The 17,854-nt window shown below is 63.6% G+C and carries 19 protein-coding genes, 1 tRNA gene and 1 pseudogene; 11 read left to right on the top strand and 10 right to left on the bottom strand.

Annotation, left to right across the window (positions count from 1 at the left end):
- Position 1 precedes the first annotated feature (1 nt).
- From cobS to AC0NIH_RS17045, 3 genes are all read left to right on the top strand, one after another.
- Positions 2 to 781: an adenosylcobinamide-GDP ribazoletransferase gene (gene cobS, locus AC0NIH_RS17055; protein WP_473461919.1), complete on the top strand. Its 780-nt coding sequence runs from the start codon at positions 2 to 4 to the stop codon at positions 779 to 781.
- A gap of 39 nt (positions 782 to 820) precedes the next feature.
- On the top strand, positions 821 to 1,831 hold the full coding sequence (gene cobT, locus AC0NIH_RS17050; protein ID WP_473461920.1) for a nicotinate-nucleotide--dimethylbenzimidazole phosphoribosyltransferase: 1,011 nt from the start codon (positions 821 to 823) through the stop codon (positions 1,829 to 1,831).
- A gap of 88 nt (positions 1,832 to 1,919) precedes the next feature.
- Positions 1,920 to 2,189 carry a hypothetical protein gene (locus AC0NIH_RS17045; RefSeq protein ID WP_473461922.1) on the top strand — a complete coding sequence of 90 codons (270 nt, stop codon included), beginning with the start codon at positions 1,920 to 1,922 and terminating at the stop codon, positions 2,187 to 2,189.
- Positions 2,190 to 2,265: 76 nt separating this feature from the next.
- Here the strand turns inward: AC0NIH_RS17045 and AC0NIH_RS17040 are convergent.
- Both AC0NIH_RS17040 and AC0NIH_RS17035 read right to left on the bottom strand, forming a co-directional pair.
- Positions 2,266 to 2,341 (bottom strand) — tRNA-Lys (locus AC0NIH_RS17040).
- Between the two features lie 106 nt (positions 2,342 to 2,447).
- Positions 2,448 to 3,356, bottom strand: coding sequence for a PhzF family phenazine biosynthesis protein (locus AC0NIH_RS17035; protein ID WP_473461924.1), 909 nt, complete (start codon positions 3,354 to 3,356; stop codon positions 2,448 to 2,450).
- 101 nt (positions 3,357 to 3,457) lie between these two features.
- Between AC0NIH_RS17035 and AC0NIH_RS17030 the strand changes: the two genes are divergently transcribed.
- From AC0NIH_RS17030 to AC0NIH_RS17015, 4 genes are all read left to right on the top strand, one after another.
- Entirely contained in the window at positions 3,458 to 4,750 is a 1,293-nt protein-coding gene (locus AC0NIH_RS17030) for an efflux RND transporter periplasmic adaptor subunit (protein ID WP_473461926.1), read from the top strand.
- A gap of 4 nt (positions 4,751 to 4,754) precedes the next feature.
- Positions 4,755 to 5,462 carry an ABC transporter ATP-binding protein gene (locus AC0NIH_RS17025; RefSeq protein ID WP_224686040.1) on the top strand — a complete coding sequence of 236 codons (708 nt, stop codon included), beginning with the start codon at positions 4,755 to 4,757 and terminating at the stop codon, positions 5,460 to 5,462.
- Positions 5,463 to 6,680, top strand: a complete 1,218-nt coding sequence (locus AC0NIH_RS17020) for an ABC transporter permease (RefSeq protein ID WP_473461929.1) — start codon at positions 5,463 to 5,465, stop codon at positions 6,678 to 6,680.
- A gap of 125 nt (positions 6,681 to 6,805) precedes the next feature.
- Positions 6,806 to 7,048, top strand: coding sequence for a hypothetical protein (locus AC0NIH_RS17015; RefSeq protein WP_352708658.1), 243 nt, complete (start codon positions 6,806 to 6,808; stop codon positions 7,046 to 7,048).
- On the opposite strand, the gene AC0NIH_RS17010 is transcribed toward AC0NIH_RS17015, so the two are convergent.
- Together AC0NIH_RS17010 and AC0NIH_RS17005 are read right to left on the bottom strand one after the other, a co-directional pair.
- On the bottom strand, positions 7,045 to 7,761 hold the full coding sequence (locus tag AC0NIH_RS17010) for an NUDIX hydrolase (RefSeq protein WP_473462192.1): 717 nt from the start codon (positions 7,759 to 7,761) through the stop codon (positions 7,045 to 7,047). The two genes, AC0NIH_RS17015 and AC0NIH_RS17010, sit on opposite strands and share 4 nt — an antisense overlap.
- A 2-nt stretch (positions 7,762 to 7,763) precedes the next feature.
- Entirely contained in the window at positions 7,764 to 8,879 is a 1,116-nt protein-coding gene (locus tag AC0NIH_RS17005) for an endonuclease/exonuclease/phosphatase family protein (protein ID WP_473461931.1), read from the bottom strand.
- Positions 8,880 to 9,067: 188 nt separating this feature from the next.
- Between AC0NIH_RS17005 and AC0NIH_RS17000 the strand changes: the two genes are divergently transcribed.
- Both AC0NIH_RS17000 and AC0NIH_RS16995 read left to right on the top strand, forming a co-directional pair.
- Entirely contained in the window at positions 9,068 to 9,631 is a 564-nt protein-coding gene (locus AC0NIH_RS17000) for a BA14K family protein (protein ID WP_473461934.1), read from the top strand.
- A gap of 382 nt (positions 9,632 to 10,013) precedes the next feature.
- Positions 10,014 to 10,457, top strand: a complete 444-nt coding sequence (locus AC0NIH_RS16995; protein ID WP_473461936.1) for a hypothetical protein — start codon at positions 10,014 to 10,016, stop codon at positions 10,455 to 10,457.
- Between the two features lie 472 nt (positions 10,458 to 10,929).
- Here the strand turns inward: AC0NIH_RS16995 and ilvC are convergent, their stop codons facing one another.
- The 3 genes from ilvC to AC0NIH_RS16980 all read right to left on the bottom strand — a co-directional run bounded on the left by ilvC (position 10,930) and on the right by AC0NIH_RS16980 (position 13,228).
- A complete protein-coding gene (gene ilvC / locus AC0NIH_RS16990) occupies positions 10,930 to 11,949 on the bottom strand; it encodes a ketol-acid reductoisomerase (protein ID WP_013531065.1) in 1,020 nt (339 codons plus the stop codon).
- A gap of 23 nt (positions 11,950 to 11,972) precedes the next feature.
- Complete coding sequence (locus AC0NIH_RS16985; protein WP_473461940.1) at positions 11,973 to 12,632, bottom strand: TetR/AcrR family transcriptional regulator; 660 nt, start codon at positions 12,630 to 12,632, stop codon at positions 11,973 to 11,975.
- A 137-nt stretch (positions 12,633 to 12,769) separates the two neighbouring features.
- Positions 12,770 to 13,228 (bottom strand): MarR family winged helix-turn-helix transcriptional regulator, encoded by a 459-nt coding sequence (locus AC0NIH_RS16980; RefSeq protein WP_473461942.1) that lies wholly within the window; start codon positions 13,226 to 13,228, stop codon positions 12,770 to 12,772.
- A 98-nt stretch (positions 13,229 to 13,326) separates the two neighbouring features.
- Here AC0NIH_RS16980 and AC0NIH_RS16975 point away from each other — a divergent pair, with 98 nt between their 5' ends.
- Positions 13,327 to 14,055, top strand: a complete 729-nt coding sequence (locus AC0NIH_RS16975; RefSeq protein WP_473461945.1) for a glutathione S-transferase family protein — start codon at positions 13,327 to 13,329, stop codon at positions 14,053 to 14,055.
- Here the strand turns inward: AC0NIH_RS16975 and AC0NIH_RS16970 are convergent.
- Both AC0NIH_RS16970 and AC0NIH_RS16965 read right to left on the bottom strand, forming a co-directional pair.
- Positions 14,018 to 15,268, bottom strand: a pseudogene (locus tag AC0NIH_RS16970) (FAD-dependent oxidoreductase); the annotation flags it as partial. The gene AC0NIH_RS16975 and the pseudogene AC0NIH_RS16970 sit on opposite strands and share 38 nt — an antisense overlap.
- Positions 15,269 to 15,315: 47 nt before the next feature.
- Positions 15,316 to 15,726 carry a winged helix-turn-helix transcriptional regulator gene (locus AC0NIH_RS16965; protein ID WP_023763283.1) on the bottom strand — a complete coding sequence of 137 codons (411 nt, stop codon included), beginning with the start codon at positions 15,724 to 15,726 and terminating at the stop codon, positions 15,316 to 15,318.
- 134 nt (positions 15,727 to 15,860) lie between these two features.
- Here AC0NIH_RS16965 and AC0NIH_RS16960 point away from each other — a divergent pair, with 134 nt between their 5' ends.
- Positions 15,861 to 16,754: an SDR family oxidoreductase gene (locus AC0NIH_RS16960; protein ID WP_473461947.1), complete on the top strand. Its 894-nt coding sequence runs from the start codon at positions 15,861 to 15,863 to the stop codon at positions 16,752 to 16,754.
- A gap of 34 nt (positions 16,755 to 16,788) precedes the next feature.
- Here the strand turns inward: AC0NIH_RS16960 and AC0NIH_RS16955 are convergent, their stop codons facing one another.
- Positions 16,789 to 17,829 (bottom strand): SDR family oxidoreductase, encoded by a 1,041-nt coding sequence (locus AC0NIH_RS16955; RefSeq protein ID WP_473461950.1) that lies wholly within the window; start codon positions 17,827 to 17,829, stop codon positions 16,789 to 16,791.
- Positions 17,830 to 17,854: the final 25 nt, after the last annotated feature.

Here is a 17,854-nt window from a genome sequence, read left to right as displayed (position 1 = left end):
CATGAAGAAGCTCCCCAACTTGACCTTCTCACCCCGGCAAATCCTTGATGACATTGCGCTCTGCCTGGTCTTCTTCACCAGGCTGCCGCTGCCCGTGTTTGACTTTCGCGGCCGCGGCCTTGCCGCCGCGATCTGGGCGGCGCCCGTCGCCGGCGTCGTGGTCGGCCTGATCGGCGCGATCGTCTTTGCCACGGCGGAACGGTTTGGCCTTGCCATGGGGCCGGCGGCGGCGCTTGCGCTGGTTGCAACGGTGGTCACCACCGGCTGCTTGCATGAGGACGGGCTGTCCGATGTCGCCGACGGTTTTGGCGGCGGCAAATCGCGCGGCCGCAAATTGGAGATCATGCGCGACAGCCGCATTGGCGCTTACGGCGCCATGGCGCTGGCACTGTCGCTCTTGATCCGCTGGAGCGCGCTCTCCGAACTCGTCGACCCGACGCAGGCGCTCTTCGCCCTCATTGCCGCGCACGCGGTCTCGCGCGGCGTGCTCGGCGCCTTCATGCACATCTTGCCCCCGGCCCGCGACGACGGCCTTTCGGCCGGCGCCGGCACCGTCTCACGGGAAACGGCAATCGCCGGCGCCGTGCTCGGCGCCATCCCGCTCTTCCTGCTCGGGATCGGCGGCGCCGTCGCCGCGCTGATCCTGCTTGCCCTGCTGTTTGCCGCCTTCCACGCCCTTTGCCTCAACCAGATCGATGGCCAGACCGGCGACACGATCGGCGCCTTGCAGCAGGTGAACGAAATCGCGGTGCTGCTCGTCGCTTCCGTCGCCCTCTCTTGATTTCCCTTAGCTTGATTCCCTTTTGGAGATTTTGCCCCCATGTCCTTCAAATCACTTGATGAACTGCGCGCTGCTTGCCTCGACCTGCCCACCGGCAGCGACACGGCCGCCAATGCGGTCGCCCGCCGCCAGGACACGCTGACCAAGCCGCAAGGCAGCCTCGGCCGGCTGGAAACCATCGCCGCATGGCTGGCGCGCTGGCAGGGCCGCGACATGCCGAAACTCGACCGGGTGAAAGTCTTCGTTTTCGCCGGCAATCATGGCGTCACCGCGCAAGGCGTGTCGGCCTACCCTTCGGAAGTCACCGTGCAGATGGTGGCGAATTTCGCCGGCGGCGGCGCGGCCATCAACCAGCTTGCCCGCATTGCCGGCGCCGAACTGGATGTCATCCCGCTCGACCTCGACCATCCGACCGGCGATTTCACGCAAGTGCCGGCCCTGGACGAGGAAGCGTTCCTGGCCGCCGTCTCGGCCGGCCATGACGCGGTGACGAAGGATTTGGACCTGATCTGCTTCGGCGAGATGGGGATCGGCAACACCACACCGGCCGCAGCCATTTCAGCCGCCCTGTTCGGCGGCGGTGCGGAAAAATGGACCGGGCGCGGCACCGGCGTCGACGATGCCGGCCTGAAGCGCAAGGTGGTCGCCATCGAGGCCGGCCTGAAGCGTCACGCCGCCGCTCTTGCCGATCCGTTGGGCGTGGCCGCAACGCTCGGCGGGCGCGAACTCGCCGCCATCTTCGGCGCCACGCTGGCCGCCCGTCATCTCGGCATACCCGTGCTGCTCGACGGCTTCGTCTGCACTGCCGCAGCGGCCCCGCTGGCAAGGCTGCATCCGACAGGCCTCGCACACACGATCGCTGCCCATGTCTCGGCCGAATCCGGCCATCGCGGCCTGCTCGAAGCGCTCGGCCTGCCGCCGCTGCTCGATCTCGGCATGCGGCTCGGCGAAGGCTCCGGCGCCTGCCTCGCCGTCAACATTGTTCGCTCGGCACTGGAGTGCCACGCGAGAATGGCAAGTTTTGCCGAGGCTGGTGTTTCGGAGAAGTAATCAGGGGATTTCCGGTGGGTGAGGCCGACAGGGCTGCCCCACAGGACGGCAGCTTTCGTTCCCGGCGATTCTCCAATAGAGTTTTAGGATGAAAAAGCTACCTCCAGTCGCTGCTGCTGCAACCATCGCTGCAATATGTGCTGGTGTGCTTTGGCGCAGCGGATACTCCACCTACGGCCCAATCGACACCGGGATTCTTGTTCTTTTCCTGATTTTCTTCTGGTGGCTCATCAGCGATCTTTCAGGAGGAAAGGCCGGCAGTGACGTCGACGGACATCAAAGCGTAAACGGTGGTATCGCTTTTCGATTCGGCAGGTTTCTGGGCCGCGTTTTTGGGCGTGGCAACAATCGCCTTTGAACGCCGATGGCTCACCTTGGATGAGCCTCATCGGTTTCCCGCTTTCAGGGTCTTTCCACCAAGTCTTCAAGGAATTTGGTGGGTGCGCACAGGATTGAACTGTGGACCCGCTGATTAAGAGTCAGCTGCTCTACCAACTGAGCTACGCACCCACTCGGCCGGCAAAAACCGGCGTTGGCGGGCATATAGCCGCCACCATCCGTCATGTCCAGCCCTGCCGGAGTCATTTCCCGACAAATCGCTTTCAGCCCATCGCAATCAGACGAAAAGCTTGCCTTCCGCCACCTTGACCGCGTTGCCGCCAATGCGCGCCGAGGCCAGTTTTCCGCCCTGCACGGTCAGTTCGAGGCGGATGCGCGACGGCCGTCCCATCTCCAACCCCTGCTCTATCCACAGCTGCGAAACCCCGTCCGTCGGGCCGTCGAAATGCATGATGGCGCCCGCGAAGGCGGCCGCCGCCGAGCCGGTCGCCGGATCTTCGTAGGAAGGCGTGCCGGGCACGATCATGCGCACATGGAACGCGCTTTCGTGATTCACCGTCTCGCGGCAGTAGACATAGGGGCTGGCGAAGGCCCAGTCGCTCTTGCGCGGCGCCAGTTCCGACCACGCCTGGTTGTCCAGCCGGATGCGGCCCGCCGCTTCGAGATTGGCGACCGGGATGGTCACATAGGGCACGCCCGCCGACCAGAACCCAACGCGGTGATTCTCGAAGCCGATCTCATGCGGCGTCAGGCCAAGGGCGGCACCGATCGCCTCCGGATCGGCTTCGAGCTTCAGCGGCTCCGGCAATTTCGCCAGGTCGAACTCGGCGAAAGTCGCGCCATCGTGCCTGCTGACGGCGCAGCGCACCGGGCCGATGTTCTCCTCCAGCACGAAGATGCCGGCCGCGCCCTCGCCGGCAAGCTCGGCCAGTGCGATTGCCGACCCCACCGTCGGGTGGCCGGCGAACGGCATTTCATAGTCCGGCGTGAAGATACGGATGCGGTTTTTATGCTTGGGATTGTCCGGCGGCAGCACAAAGACCGATTCGGACAGATTGAACTCGCGCGCGATGGCCTGCATCGCCGCCGTGTCCAGACCTTTGCAATCCAACACCACGGCCAGCGGATTGCCGGCCAGTCGCTCGGTCGTGAACACATCGTAAAGCAAGTAATTCCGGGTTTGCATTCCTGCCTCGATCCAAACATGGGCGAAATTTAATTTGATATTTGAACCATCAAGCCTGATCTGTACGCAGATAGGGACATTGCGCTTCATAGGGGTCCGGCGTGGACCAGATTGTCAATCTGCCAAAGACGGAATCGGATTCCGCCATCGAGACGGCGCTTGGGCTCGACCGACAAGGTCTGCGCAAGACGCGCCGGCGTGGCTGGCTCTATGCGTTGCTGACCCTGATCGTGCTTGCCGCCGGTCTCGGCCTCTACCAATGGTATGCCGGCACGCCGGCCAAGATCGACTACACCACCGTACCGGCCGCCAAGGCCGACCTCACCGTCCAGGTGTCCGCCACCGGCACGCTGCAGCCGCTCACCCAGGTCGACATTTCCAGCCAGCTCTCCGGCATCATACGCTCGGTTTCGGTCAACGAGAACCAGCAAGTGAAGAAGGGCGACGTGCTTGCGGCCCTCGATACCGCCAAGCTGCAGGTCCAGATCGAACGGGCTGAAGCGTCCGCCAAGGCGGCGGCGGCCAATGTCGAGGACGCCAAGGTAACGCTTGCCGAGAATGAACGCGCGCTGGCGCGCGCGGCGGCCTTGACCAAGCGCGGCATGGCAACCGACCAATCGCTCGAGGCGGCGACCGCGACGCGCGACCGCTCCAAGGCGGCGCTCGACAGCGCCGAGGCCAATCTCGCCATCGCCAATGCCGATCTGAAGTCGCAGCAAACCGACCTTGCCAACAGCACCATCTACGCGCCGATCGACGGCATCGTGCTGACGCGTTCGGTCGATCCCGGCCAGACCGTCGCCTCCTCGCTGCAGGCGCCGGTGCTGTTCATCATCGCCGCGGATTTGAGGAACATGGAACTTGTGGCGGCGGTCGACGAAGCCGACATCGGCGCCGTCAAGCCGGGCCAGCATGCGCGTTTCACGGTCGACGCATTTCCGGACCGGCCGTTCGATGCCGAGATCCGCGATATCTCCTATGCCTCGGTCACCACCGACGGCGTCGTCACCTACAATGCGCGGCTCGAGGTCGACAATTCCGAACTGCTGCTGCGTCCCGGCATGACCGCCACGGTTTCAGTCGTGACGCGGCAGGCCAAGGATGTGCTCACCGTGCCCGCCGGCGCCTTCCGCTACCGCCCGGCGCAGCAGGCCCCGCGACCCTGGAGTTTCAGCGACCTGTTCACCGGCCGCATGGGCCGCCCAGGCGGCAATCGCCAGCGCCAGGCAGCGACGGCCCCCACCGATGGATCGCGCACGCTCTACGTGCTGGAAAACGGCCGGCCGCATGCGGTCAACGTCAAGATCGGCTCGACCGATGGCGAACTGACCGAGATCACCTCCGGCCTGGAGGAAGGCGCGCAGGTCATCACCGCCTCGCAGCAGCGGAACTGAGGCCGTGGCCGCCGGTGCTGCCCTCATCACCTTCGACAAAGTCTGGAAGAGCTATGGCCAGGGCGAGGCCAAGGTGCATGCGCTGGCCGGCGTCGATCTCGCGATCCGCAGCAGTGAATTCGTCGCCATCATGGGCCCGTCCGGCTCCGGCAAGTCGACGGCGATGAACATAATCGGCTGCCTCGACACGCCGACGGCCGGAACCTATTCGTTCATGGGCATCGACGCCGGCCGCCTCGACCGCAACCGCCGCGCCATGCTGCGCAACCTCTATGTCGGCTTCGTCTTCCAGGGCTACAATCTCTTGGCCCGCACCACGGCGGCCGAAAATGTCGAACTGCCGCTGATCTATCGCGGCGTGGCCGCCCGTGAGCGCCGCGACCTTGCCATGCAGGCGCTGGCCGAGGTCGGCCTCGTCGGCCGCGAGCATCACACGCCGGCCGAGCTCTCCGGCGGCCAGCAGCAGCGCGTGGCGATCGCGCGCGCCATCGTCACCAGGCCGACCCTGCTTGTCGCCGACGAGCCGACCGGCAACCTAGACACCGCACGCACGCACGAAATCATGGAGTTGCTGACGCGGCTCAACAAGGAGCTTGGCCTGACCATCGCCATGGTCACCCACGAGGCCGACGTCGCCGAATATGCCGAGCGCACCATCCGCTTCCTCGATGGGCATGTCGCCTCAGACACCATGAATCTGGAGACGGCATAAATGATCTGGGAAACCGTCCGCCTCTCACTGCGCTCGATCCGCCGCAATGTGCTGCGCTCGTTCCTGACGCTGCTCGGCATTGTCATCGGCGTCGCCGCCGTCATTGCCATGCTGACCATCGGCTCCGGCACCACGCAGAAGGTCAAGGCTGACATCTCCAAGCTCGGCAGCAATTTGCTGGTCGTTCGCGCCGGGCGGCCCGCCGGTCCCGGCGCCCCCGGCGGGCTCGACCAGGCGGTGCGGCCGCTGGCCGAGAAGGACGTGGCGGCGCTGGTCGCGCATCTCACCGGCGCACGCGCCATTTCGCCGGCCTCGCAGAAGCAGGTCCGCGTCATCTTCGGCACCGAGAGCCTGACCTCCGGCGTCACCGGCACCGACAGTGCCTATCTCGACGCGCGCGACTGGAAGCTGGTATCAGGCCGGCCGTTCAGCGATTCCGAAACCCGTTCCGGCACCGGCGTGTGCCTGATCGGCGAGACGGTGCGCCAGCAATTCTTCGGCGCCGGCGATCCCGAGGGCGAGATCATCCGCGTCAACCGCACCTCCTGCAAGATCATCGGCCTGCTCGAACCCAAGGGCTATACCGGCTTCGGCCAGGACCAGGACAATGTCGTGCTGATGCCGCTGCACGCCTACCAGCGCCGCATCGCCGGCAACCGCGACATCGACAACATCTACATCGCCGCCGACGACCGCACGCCGACCACGGAACTGCAGCCGCGCGTCGAGGACATCTTGCGCGACGCACGCCGCATCACCCCCGACCGCGAGAGCGATTTCGGCATCCGCGACATGACCCAGATCGCCGACGCCATGGCCAGCGCCACCACCACCATGACCGGCATGCTGGGCGCGGTCGCTGGCGTCAGCCTTTTGGTCGGCGGCATCGGCATCATGAACATCATGCTGGTCTCGGTCACCGAACGCACCCGCGAGATCGGCATCAGGCTTGCCATCGGTGCGCATGAAAAGCACATCCTGATCCAGTTCCTGGTCGAGGCGACGGTGCTGTCGCTGCTAGGCGGCATCATCGGCATCATGATCGGCCTGGCGCTGGCCGGCCTCGCCTCGGCGACGCTCACCATCCCCTTCGCGCCAAGCCCGGCGGTCATCTTGCTCGCCGTCGGCTTTTCGGCGCTGATCGGCATGGTGTTCGGCTTCTTCCCGGCCCTGCGCGGCGCCAGGCTCGACCCGATCGACGCGCTCCGGCACGAATAGGCAATCCCAATCGGAAAGCGTGTCCGGCGCTTCGATCTGGTTTTGCACAATCTTCGACGTTTCCCCCTCTCCCGCCACGCCGCTCGCAATGTTAGGCCAGGGCATCCCTGGTTGTGGAATGACGCATGAGCAAGAAGTCACGATTGATCCTGGTGATGGTCATCATCGAAGCCGCCCTGGCCGGCATCTGGTGGTATCTCGCCCGCTACGGCATGGCCAATCCCGACCGCGTCACCTCGGATTTCCAGGCAATCGTCGGCCAGACCATGGGCATGGCGATGGGCGGCTTGCTGGGTATCGGCTTCATCTTGTTCTTCGTCGCGGCCCGCAACGATCGCAAGGCGGCGCAGGGCAAGACGCGCCCCTAACCCTCGCCGGAAAAATGCCACTCGATCAGCGGCTTCATGTGCGGCGACAGCCCCTCCGGCAGGTCGGCGGCATGGCGGATGATGACCGGCCCCTCGATCTCCGGATCGGTTTCGCTGGCGACGAAGGCTGAGATTCGTCGCGCGATCTCGTCGGCCGGCGCCGTCACGTGATAGCGGCGGAAGATCACCGTGCCGCTTGCCGTCGAAAGGGCGTGATAACGCACGCCGCGCCTGGCAGCCGACAAGTCGAGCCCGGTCTCCTCGCGCACCTCGCGGATCATGTTGAAATCGACGTCGACCAGCCCGTCGCGAAAGTCGATCGGCTCGAACGATCCGGCGGCAAAATAGACGCGGCCCGCGCTCACGGTATGCGGCCCCATGCGGATCGCCACCAGCGCATTGTCGCCGGCCACCAGCATGGCATGGGCGTAGGCATGCTCGGCACCGGTATTTTCGCGCCGCTTCCGCCAAAGCATGAAGGTGGAGTAGTTGATCGCATGACAGCGGCCGACGAGCCGTTTGTCGCGCCAGGCAAGTTGCGACAAAAGCACGACCGTGCCGTCGAACAGCGCCGGATTGGCCGCGATCTCACGCTGCCAGTTCTCGGCAATCGCGTCGGCGTTTTCCAGCGCGAAAGGGTGCGGGCCAGGATCGAGCCGGACCTCGACGGCATCGACAGGCAGGATGATATTGCGCGGCAGATCGAAACGCATGCTCACTGGACAATATCCAGCGTGATCGCCACCGGGCAGTGGTCCGACGCTTTCGGCCGGTCCCAGCCGGCGCGCGGGAAACGCTCGACTTCCTGGCCCGCGGGAAAGATCGTGCGCCAGGGCTGGCCGTTGCGGATGATGTCGGGAACGGCGGTGGCATTTTTCGCCGCCAGCCCCTTGGAAAGCAGGATATAATCGAGCTGGCAGAGATGCCGCTCCTCGGGTCCGCGTGTGTGGTAGAAGGTCCAGCGGTTCATTTCCGGCCGCCGTTCGACGATGTTTTCACTGAAGCCGCCCGCCGTCAGCACGTCGATGCAGGACTTGGCCTCGTCGACCACCTCGAAACGGTAGCCGTCGAATTCATCGCCGGCGATCTTCACGCGCTGGCGGTAATCGTTCATGTCGCCGCAGATCGCCCACCGCTTGTCGGCGGCATGATCCGTGCCGAAACGCTGCTCTATGATCCGGCGCACCGCTTGCGCCTCGGCGATCCGCACCGGCATCGTCGCCTCGCGCCCGTCGAGCCCGTTGCGCGGCGAGCCCATCGACTTGAAGTGCACGAGATAGAGCGTCAGCGGCACGCCGCCCACGGTGATATCGATTTCCAGGCAGTCACGCCGGAAGACGCGTTCATTGGCCTGGTTGCCGAGGGCCGCCAGTTCCGGCGTATGCAGCCCGAACTGCTCGTAGGTGACATGGGCGTAGCTGGTCATGCGAACGAATTCGATCGGCTGGCCCTGCGCGGTCTCGTTGCGCATCATGATGGCGACATCGATGCCGCGCGAATCATTGCCCGACGTGATGTATTTCTGGCGGTAGCCCTGCCCCACCATCTTGAACAGATAGCCGTATTCGAAGGCCTTCAGCGCCTCGATGTTGTCGACCTCCTGCATGCAGATGACATCGGCACGGGTGGCGGCGATCGCCAGCGCCGTGAGCTGGCGCATGTCGTCGGACTGGGCGATCGCCCGGGCCTGCTCCAGCATCTTGTATTCGGCCTCGCTCTGGATATCGAACAGCGCCAGCGTCCGGTCTTCGTTGAGCTGGTTGCGATAACCGGAAAAATCGAACCTGTTCATCAGGTTCTCGACATTGAAGGTGGCAAGGCGCAGCGACATGCCCCGACCTTTGCCCGCAAGTGCGCCAGAAGACAAGATCGCAGGGACCACAAGCGGAGATCGATTGGTCCTGCGGTGTTCGCGTCATGGTTGACGGAACCTTTCCGTTCATCCGCCGTTCAGATGCGAACATCCACAGTAGGCCCATTCCAGGCTAGGCGTGGGGCCTGTGTCTCTTGGAGAGTGCAATGAATTCGCTCTTTTCTTTCACGATGAAATCCGGGCTGATAGCGCTCGGAATTGTCTCCGGCATCACGGCGCCGTCCGCTGCCGGTCCGATCCTTCAGCCGAACCTGTCGGTTCCCGCCAGCACGGCAGCACCCGCGGTCACTCCGGTGCGCGACAGCTGGGCAGGCGGCAACGACCGCTCGTTCAACAACGACTGGAGATGGCGCCGGTCGGGCCGCTGGAATGGAAACCGGCACTGGAACGGGGGCAATTGGAACGGCGGCGGCAACTGGAACGGCGGCGACAACTGGCGCTGGCGTCACGGCCGCCGCCACTATCACGGCGGCTATTATGATGACGGCGCCGCCGCGGTCCTGGGCCTCGGCTTGGGGCTCGGCCTTGGCAGCATGTACAACAACTACGATTATTATAGGCCTGCGCCGCGCCGTTATTACCGCGCGGGACGGCTTTCGAACGCCCATGTGCAATGGTGCTACAACAGGTACCGGTCGTATCGCGCCTGGGACAACACGTTCCAGCCCTACAACGGCCCGCGCCAGCAATGCTGGTCGCCCTATAGCTGAGTTGTAAGCTAGGTCAAAACGGCGCCGTCTGGCGCCGTTTTTTTTGCGAGGTGGGAATTGGCAGCATGCATTCCAGCGGCGCCGACTGAAGCCGAGTCGGCAATACGGCTAGGGCCAGAACTATCGGGCGTTAATCCTTCGTGCTTCTCATGACCTCACGATTCGTCAAAGGGCAAGCAGTCACTTTGGTCACATTGAGTTCACGAGACCGGATCATGAATCTGACGAGTCAGACTCTGTTGATGTGCTAGGACTGGTACACTCGCTCTTTTCCACATCAACAGCTAGAGATTGCGGAAAAAACCATTGAACTTTTCCCCAGGTTAGCGCAACCTCTCAAATGCGATTCGACTCTCAGAGTATGCTATGACATACTTGAGTCATGTCGAACGTTGCCCGTCTTCCCAATGCATCGTCGAAGTCAATTGTCCCGCAGGAAACTGTGCTGGCGCAACAGACCCTTGCACTCGTCAAGACCTTGCTTTCGTCCCTGCCAGAGGCAGAAAGAGATCTCGTCGCCCGTGAGCTTTTGAAGGTTGTTGGCACACCAGACTCGCCCAAAGCTGGCGACGTACTCTCCAGCGTTGTGTCGTTGATGAAGCGCCGGGACGAGTTCACAGTGGCGGAAGTAAGGCAGCATGTGGAGGATCGAGTAGGCGCTGCCCCCAAGGAAATTTACAACGCACTTGGCTATTTGACACGGAAGGGGCGTCTAAAGCGGATCGGCTACGGTCGATATGTAGTGGATGGAATCGGTCTCTCCACCTCCGATAATCTCGGAGGTGAAATGGATCGACACGAAGATTTGTCAGACGACGAAAGATAAAACGAAGGTGACCGGCAAGCCGGCCACCTTCGAGATCGAGTGTGATGCGGTGAATGCCTCGCGAGCGGCCGCATCACAGAACCAAAACCACAAGGAGGCGGCAAGGACCGCGAAGCCTATGGCTTTAATTGCCTCATTTTAGCCGTGCTTGGTTGACGGTGCGTTAGCGCCGTCAGCCAATTCGACTCCTCCATTTTACACGACTGAATCCAACTCACAACCGCAGTGACGATGCGTCACGCGGGAAAGGAAAAGTTATGTCTAAAAAAAATCCGTGGCATTCCAAAGCGAACAACGATCGCAAGGTTTACCACGACGAAACGACTTGCACGGAAGGAAACAACATCGAAGCCAAAAACGTGGTTTCTGGGACCGGTGGTTTGCCGAAGTGCGATCATTGCCGTCGTATCAGCGGCTAGCATGTTGGGAGATGCGGGGGGCACCATTTTTGCCCCCCGCACATTTTGATCGCTCAGTTCTTGGCCTTGTCGACCAGCTTGTTCTTCGAAATCCACGGCATCATGGCGCGCAGCTTGGCGCCGACTTCCTCGATCTGGTGGCTGTCGTTGTTGCGGCGGATGCCCTTGAAGCGCGACATGCCGGCGCGGTATTCCTGCATCCACTCCGAGGTGAACTTGCCGGTCTGGATGTCCTTCAGCACGCGCTTCATCTCGGCCTTGGTCTCGGCGGTGATGATGCGCGGGCCCGAGACGTACTCGCCCCATTCGGCGGTGTTCGAGATCGAGTAGTTCATGTTGGCGATGCCGCCCTCATAGATCAGGTCGACGATCAGCTTGACCTCGTGCAGGCACTCGAAATAGGCCATTTCGGGCGCATAGCCGGCTTCCACCAGCGTTTCGAAACCGGCACGGATCAGTTCGACCAGGCCGCCGCACAGCACCACCTGCTCGCCGAACAGATCGGTTTCGCATTCCTCGCGGAAATTGGTCTCGATGATGCCCGAACGGCCGCCGCCGACGCCGCAGGCATAGGAGAGCGCCAGGTCGAGCGCGTTGCCCGAAGCGTCCTGGTTGACGGCGACCAGGCACGGCACGCCGCCGCCCTTCTGGTATTCGCCGCGCACGGTATGGCCGGGGCCCTTCGGCGCGATCATGACCACGTCGACCGTCGACTTCGGCTCGATCAGGCCGAAATGCACGTTGAGGCCGTGCGCGAAGGCAATCGCGGCACCGTCGCGGATGTTCGGCGCGATCTCGTTCTTGTAGATGTCGGCCTGCAATTCGTCGGGCGTCGCCATCATCATCAGGTCGGCCCATTTGGCGGCGTCCGCCACGCTCATCACCTTGAGCCCGTCGGCCTCGACCTTCTTGGCGGTCGCCGAGCCGGCCTTGAGGCCAATGGCGATCTCCTTGGCTCCGGAATCCTTGAGGTTGAGCGCATGCGCCCTGCCCTGGCTGCCATAGCCGATGATGGCAACCTTCTTGCCCTTGATCAGGTTGAGATCGGCATCACGATCGTAATAGACGCGCATTTTGTCTTCCTTCCCGTTTGACATCAGAGGCCTTGCGGCCCGGTTTTTGCTCCGAAAAGAGCGAGAAACTGCTGCGTCGCCCGCGCGGCGTCGCCGCCGATCGCCGCCTCAGTCAATTCCAGCCGGTCGCCGAGCAAGAGACGGATCTGCACGTCGCGGGCGACCAGCCCGAAAAAGGTACGGAACGCCGTCTCGGCATCCGCGAAATCCAGAAGTCTTGCCTCGCGGCCTGCCTCCAGCACCGGCTTCAGCCGCTTGGCCAGCGCGAAGCGGCCATTGTCCAGCACGACGGCGCCAAGGTTGTCCTTGCCCGACCCGGCATGGCCAACAGCGACACGATTGAGCGCTATCGAGGTATCGCTCGAAATCACTTTCAGCCAGTCGGAAGCGAAACGCTCGAGGCTTGCCGCCAGCGAGGCAAGATCGAGCCCCCTGCCATCGACCGGCGCCACCCGCACCTTGGAGGCCTGCCACTGTACCGTCGCCGTCAGCAGCCCGTCGCGGTCGCCAAACCATTTGTAGAGCGTTTCCTTGGAACAGCTTGCGCGCCTGGCCACGGCGGTCATGGTCAGCTGATCGCCCTCCTCGACCAACAGCCGCAATGCCGCATCCAGAACGGCCTTCTGCCGCTCCGTCAGCATCTCGCTGGTGTCGATGTCGGCATTTGCTAGCAACACGATCATTCCCAAACGGCAAGGCTGGTCGCCAATCCGGCAGCCGTACCGTACGTTACGGTTCGGCATATTGCGCAATCCGGTCCTCGGCGCAAGGGGGACAAAGAAAAAACTGCAAGTCCCTGCGATGCCACGCATCGCATGTGTTAGTCTCCGGCAGGCGGGTGACGCAGCCGGCCAAGCAGTGCCGACAGCGCGTTCAGCTCATCCGCGCGGAGTTTGGCACCAACCAGTTCCGCGATCGACCGGCCATAGACCGCCCACATCCGCCGGCGCATCTCCAGCCCCTTGGCCGTGATGCGGATCGTCTGGCCGCGACCGTCATCGGCCACCGGCAGTTTCTCGACCAGCCGATCCGCTTCGAGCCGCGCCAGCAGCCGCGAGATGTTGTACTGCGCAAAAAGGGTGCGCTCGATCAGCTGAAACGGCCGCAAGCCACCCTCGCCCGCCTCGGCGAGTTCATGCAATACATCGTACCAGTCGAGCGATGGCAGGCCGCCTTGCTTCAGCGCGTCTTCGGCACTCTCCACCAGTTGGCGTGAAACGCGCATCAGGCGAGCCCATGACTTGATGGCGTCCGGCGAAGGCGTGGTGTTCTCGGTCATGGCCCACACTAGGCGATAGATGCAGATGCATCAAGCTTGACGATCGATGCAGACGCATTTACATAGATGCAATTGCATCAATACTGAAAGACAAATCCATGAAGCACGACAAACTCGTTCTTGTCAGCCACCCTCTCTGCCCTTATGTCCAGCGCGCGGCGATCTCGCTGACCGAAAAAGGCGTGCCGTTCGAACGCGTCGACGTCGACCTCGCCGACAAGTCGAACTGGTTCAAGGCGATCTCGCCGCTTGGCAAGGTTCCGTTGCTGCGCGTGCCGCGGAATGGCGAGGAAACGGTAATCTTCGAGTCGGCTGTCATTCTCGAATTCCTCGAAGAGACACAGGCCAATCCCCTCCACCCCGCCGACCCCCATGCCCGCGCCCGGCATCGGGCCTGGATCGAATTCGGCTCGGCCATCCTCAACGCCATCGGCCGCTTCTATTCGGCCCCCACCGAAGCCGGCTTCCTTGCCGAGACCAGCACGCTCTCGGCCATGTTTGGCCGTCTTGAAGACGAACTGGCGAACGAAGCCCGGCAGGGTGGGCCATGGTTTGCCGGCCACTGTTTCTCGCTCGTCGATGCTGTTTATGGCCCTGTTTTCAGATATCTCGACGCCTTCGACCGGATCGGCGATTTCGGCATCCTGGACGGCCAGCCGCGCGTCCAGGCCTGGCGAAAAGCATTGAGCGAACGCCCCTCCATCAGGGACGCCGTTGCACCGGATTATCCGCAGCGTCTGGATACCTTCCTGCGGGCGAAGGATTCATTTCTGTCGAGCCATCGAAACGATCCGCCCATCGCGCTTCCGTCAGCCCAATCCGCTTGAACGGATCGATCGCCGTGCCGGCCACCATCGACGCCAGGAACTGCGGCGCCGGAGGGATTTTCGCGATGGTTGCCACCAGCCGGTCACGGATGAAGGGCAGCGCCACGGAATCCGACTGGTAGAACGGTGTGAACGCCAGCGACAGCGCCTGGAAGACACGCACATGCCAGCGCCGCGCCCTGGCATACGCTTCGAGTGCAGCCTGGATATTGTCGGTCCGTGCCAGCGCATGGCTGAGTGCCGCGGCGTCGAGCAGCGCCATGTTGGCCCCTTGCCCGAGCTGCGGGCTGGTCGAATGCGCGGCATCGCCGATGATCGCGAGCCGCCGGCCAACCGGAAGCTTCATCGTGTGATGGCCGTAGCGGGCCAGCGACAGCTGGTCGAAACTATCGATCTGGCTGGTGTACGCCTGGCTTTGCGGCCACAGCCGGACCACCCTCTCCTGCCAGGCGTCCAGGCCCTGAGCACGCACCGCGTCGGCATCATCAGGCTTCAGGCTCCAGAAGAAGGCCGCCATCTTTTCAGCACCCGGTTCCGGCCGGCCGATCGGCAGCACGCCGATCATCACGCTGGCCCTGTCGTAGCGCTGCGAAAGCGCGTGCTCGTCGAAGCCCTCGCCGCGCCAGCCGAGCGATGCCCAGAACGCGCCATAGGTGAGCGGCCGCGGCGCGCCTCCATTATCAGAGCATTGCCGCAGTTTCGAGCGCGAGCCGCTGGCGTCGACGATCAGATCGAACGGCCCTGCCCTTCGTCCGTTGCCACAGACCAGCGTCGCCCGTTCGCCGGCCTCCACGGCCTCGATCTCGACGCCGGTCTCGATGGCGATGGCCTCGCGCCGGGCGGCGCGGAAAAGCACGCCGAACAGGGCAGCCCGATGCACCGCCAGGCCGAAACGGCGGCCGCGCTGCGCATCGTAGCGGACGTCGAGCACGGTGCGGCCGGTCGAGGCGTCGGCGCCATGCAGCCGGTCGATGCGGGCGCCGAGCGCCAGTATGTCGTCGAGCAGGCCGAGATCGGCCAACACGGTCAACCCGGTCGGCTGCAGGATCAGCCCGGAGCCGACCGGTTTCGGTTCCTCGAAGCGCTCGAAGACGGTGACCCTGTGCCCGGCGCGCTTGAGATAGAGCGCCATCGCGAGCCCCGCCGGGCCGGCGCCTGCAATTGCGATATCGTAGGAAATGCGAGTGCCCCCAAGCCGATCTGGCCGGGACAATCCTTCAGCGGCCGGATGAAATCAAGTCGCGGCGGCCCTTCGGCTGTTCAGCCTTGGGCGGCATCAAAATCGGCACGAGCCTCGCGCACCGCATCATGGTTGCGTTCGGCCCACAGGATCAATTGATGAAAGGCGCCGAACATCGAGCGCCCGAGATCGGTCAGGCTGTATTCGACGCTCGGTGGCTTGGTCGGAAACACCTCGCGATGCACATAGCCATCGCGCTGCAGATCGTACAGGGTCTGGGTCAGCATGCGCTGCGAAATGTCGGGCACGAGGCGCCGCAACTCGCCGAAGCGATAGGGTTGTTCTGCCAGCGCCATCATCAGCAGCGACCTCCATTTGCCGCTGACGCCCTGGATGACATCGCGAACCGGACAATTGGCAATATTTCCGCCGCCGCTGATCGCTTTGTAGATCTCCATCTTCGATTTCAGATTGATGATCTTGCCGTCCATGGCTGGTTCCCTGCGCGTGCCTACCTCCCAAAAAACTGCCTTCTTTACGGCACCGGGTCAATTCCTATTTTAGTGCCGGTCTCTTTCTGAGACTACCACTCGACCGCCGTTGCGGTACAATGTCAGGATCTCCCATGACCGAAACCCTCCTCGTTACAGGCGCCTCCGGCCAGCTTGGCCGCGGCGTCATCAACTTTCTCTTGGACACGCACAAAGTTCTGCCGGCAAACATCATCGCCACCACACGCAATCCAGAAAGCGTTGCCGATCTGGCGGCGCGCGGCGTCGTCGTCAGGGCGGCCGACTTCAACGACGCGGCCTCGCTGGAGACCGCATTCAAGGGCGCCGACAAGGTGCTGATCATTTCGACCGGCGATCTCGATTTAAAAAGCGGCAGGCGCCTGAAGCAGCACGAAAATGCCGTCGCCGCGGCCAAGAGCGCCGGCGTTTCGCATTTGCTCTACACCTCGATGCCCAATCCGGAGCCGGTATCGCCGGTCCTGTTTGCCGATGACCACTACAGCACCGAGCAGGCGATCAAGGCGAGCGGCATTCCCTACACGATCTTCCGCAACGGCTGGTACCAGGAGAACCTGTTCCTGGCATTGCCGCACGCGATCGCCTCGGGACACTGGTATACGTCCGCCGGCGAAGGCCGCATCGCGCACGGCGCACGCGACGATATGGCGGCGGCTATCGCCGCAGGCCTCGTTTCCAGCTCGACCGAGAGCAAGACCTACACGCTGACCGGTCCGCATGCCTACACCACGGCCGAGATCGCGGCCCTGGTAAGCGAGGTTACCGGCAAGCCGCTGGAAGTCATTCAGGTTCCGGACGCGGCGCTGGCCGAAGGTGTGAAGGCGGCCGGCATTCCCGAGGATTTCGCCGACGTCGTCGTGTCCTTCGACGCCAACACGCGCTCCGGCCGGATCGCCATGGTGACCGACGCGATTGAGACGCTTTCCGGCAGGACGCCGAAGACCTTGAAGCAATTCCTCGAGGCCAACAAAGCCGCGTTGGCTGGCTGAAAGCAGCGCGGCGGCAGGTCTTTCTCCCGCCGCGTTACTTCGAACTCTTGAGCAGGCCGAGCCGGATCAGGCCTTCTCCGGTGGCCGCCAGTGCGTCTTCGCGCGATCGTGGCGCCCAGCCGAGCATGCGCAGCGCCTTGGCGTTGGTGGCATTCTTGACCTTGCCCAATTCCGTCACCAGCTGCGCCGCTTCCGGGTTGAACAGGCCGATGATCCGCACCAGCCAATCGGGAAGCTGCCGCGTGGAGACGCGCGACGCCGCGCCGCCGAGCCGCGTTTTCAAGGTCTGCGCGATTTCCCGCACGGTCATGAAATCGCCCGATACCGCCAGGAAGCGCTCGCCGCTCGCGGCGGGATCGGTCATGGCGCGCATATGCAGGTCCGCCACGTCACGTGCGTCGACGACGCCGAAGGATAGGCGCGGCAACCCGGGCATCGCACCGTTCATCATGCGCTGGACAAGTTCCGTGGAGGTCGAATGGTCGGCCCCGAGCACCGGGCCGAAGATGCCGACCGGATTGACGACCGCCAGCTCCAGTCCGCTACCCTCGGCGGCGATAAAATCCCAGGCGGCGCGCTCGGCAAGCGTCTTCGACTTGACATAGGCGCTGACCTTGCCGGTCGGATCGGCCCAGCTCTCCTCCGTGAACGGCCGGCCATCGGGTGGCATCTGGCCATAGCCGATGGCGGCGAAGGACGAGGTCAGCACGACGCGTTTCACACCAGCGTCGCGCGCCGCCCGCAACACGCGCAGCGCGCCTTCACGAGCCGGAACGATCAGGTCATCCTCGTGCTTCGGCACGCCGGGCGGGAATGGCGAGGCGACATGAAGCACATAGTTGCATCCGGCGACCGCTTGCGGCCAGCCCGCGTCCCTCATGAGATCGGCGATAGCAAAGGAGAGGCTGCCGCCCGGCTCGGCGCCACCGGCCTGGAGCATGGCCAGAACGTCGGCCTGCCGCTTGGCGGAGCGCACGGTCGTGCGCACGCTGTAGCCCGCCTTCAAGAGTGCGAGGATACAGTGGGCGCCGAGGAAGCCAGACCCGCCGGTGACAAGCACCAATTCGCCCCTCATGCCCGCCTCCCAACGTCGTCAGGTC

Source organism: Mesorhizobium sp. WSM1386 (assembly GCF_055901595.1).
Note: the sequence above shows the minus strand (reverse complement) of the source record. Positions and strands in the feature narration are given on the sequence as shown.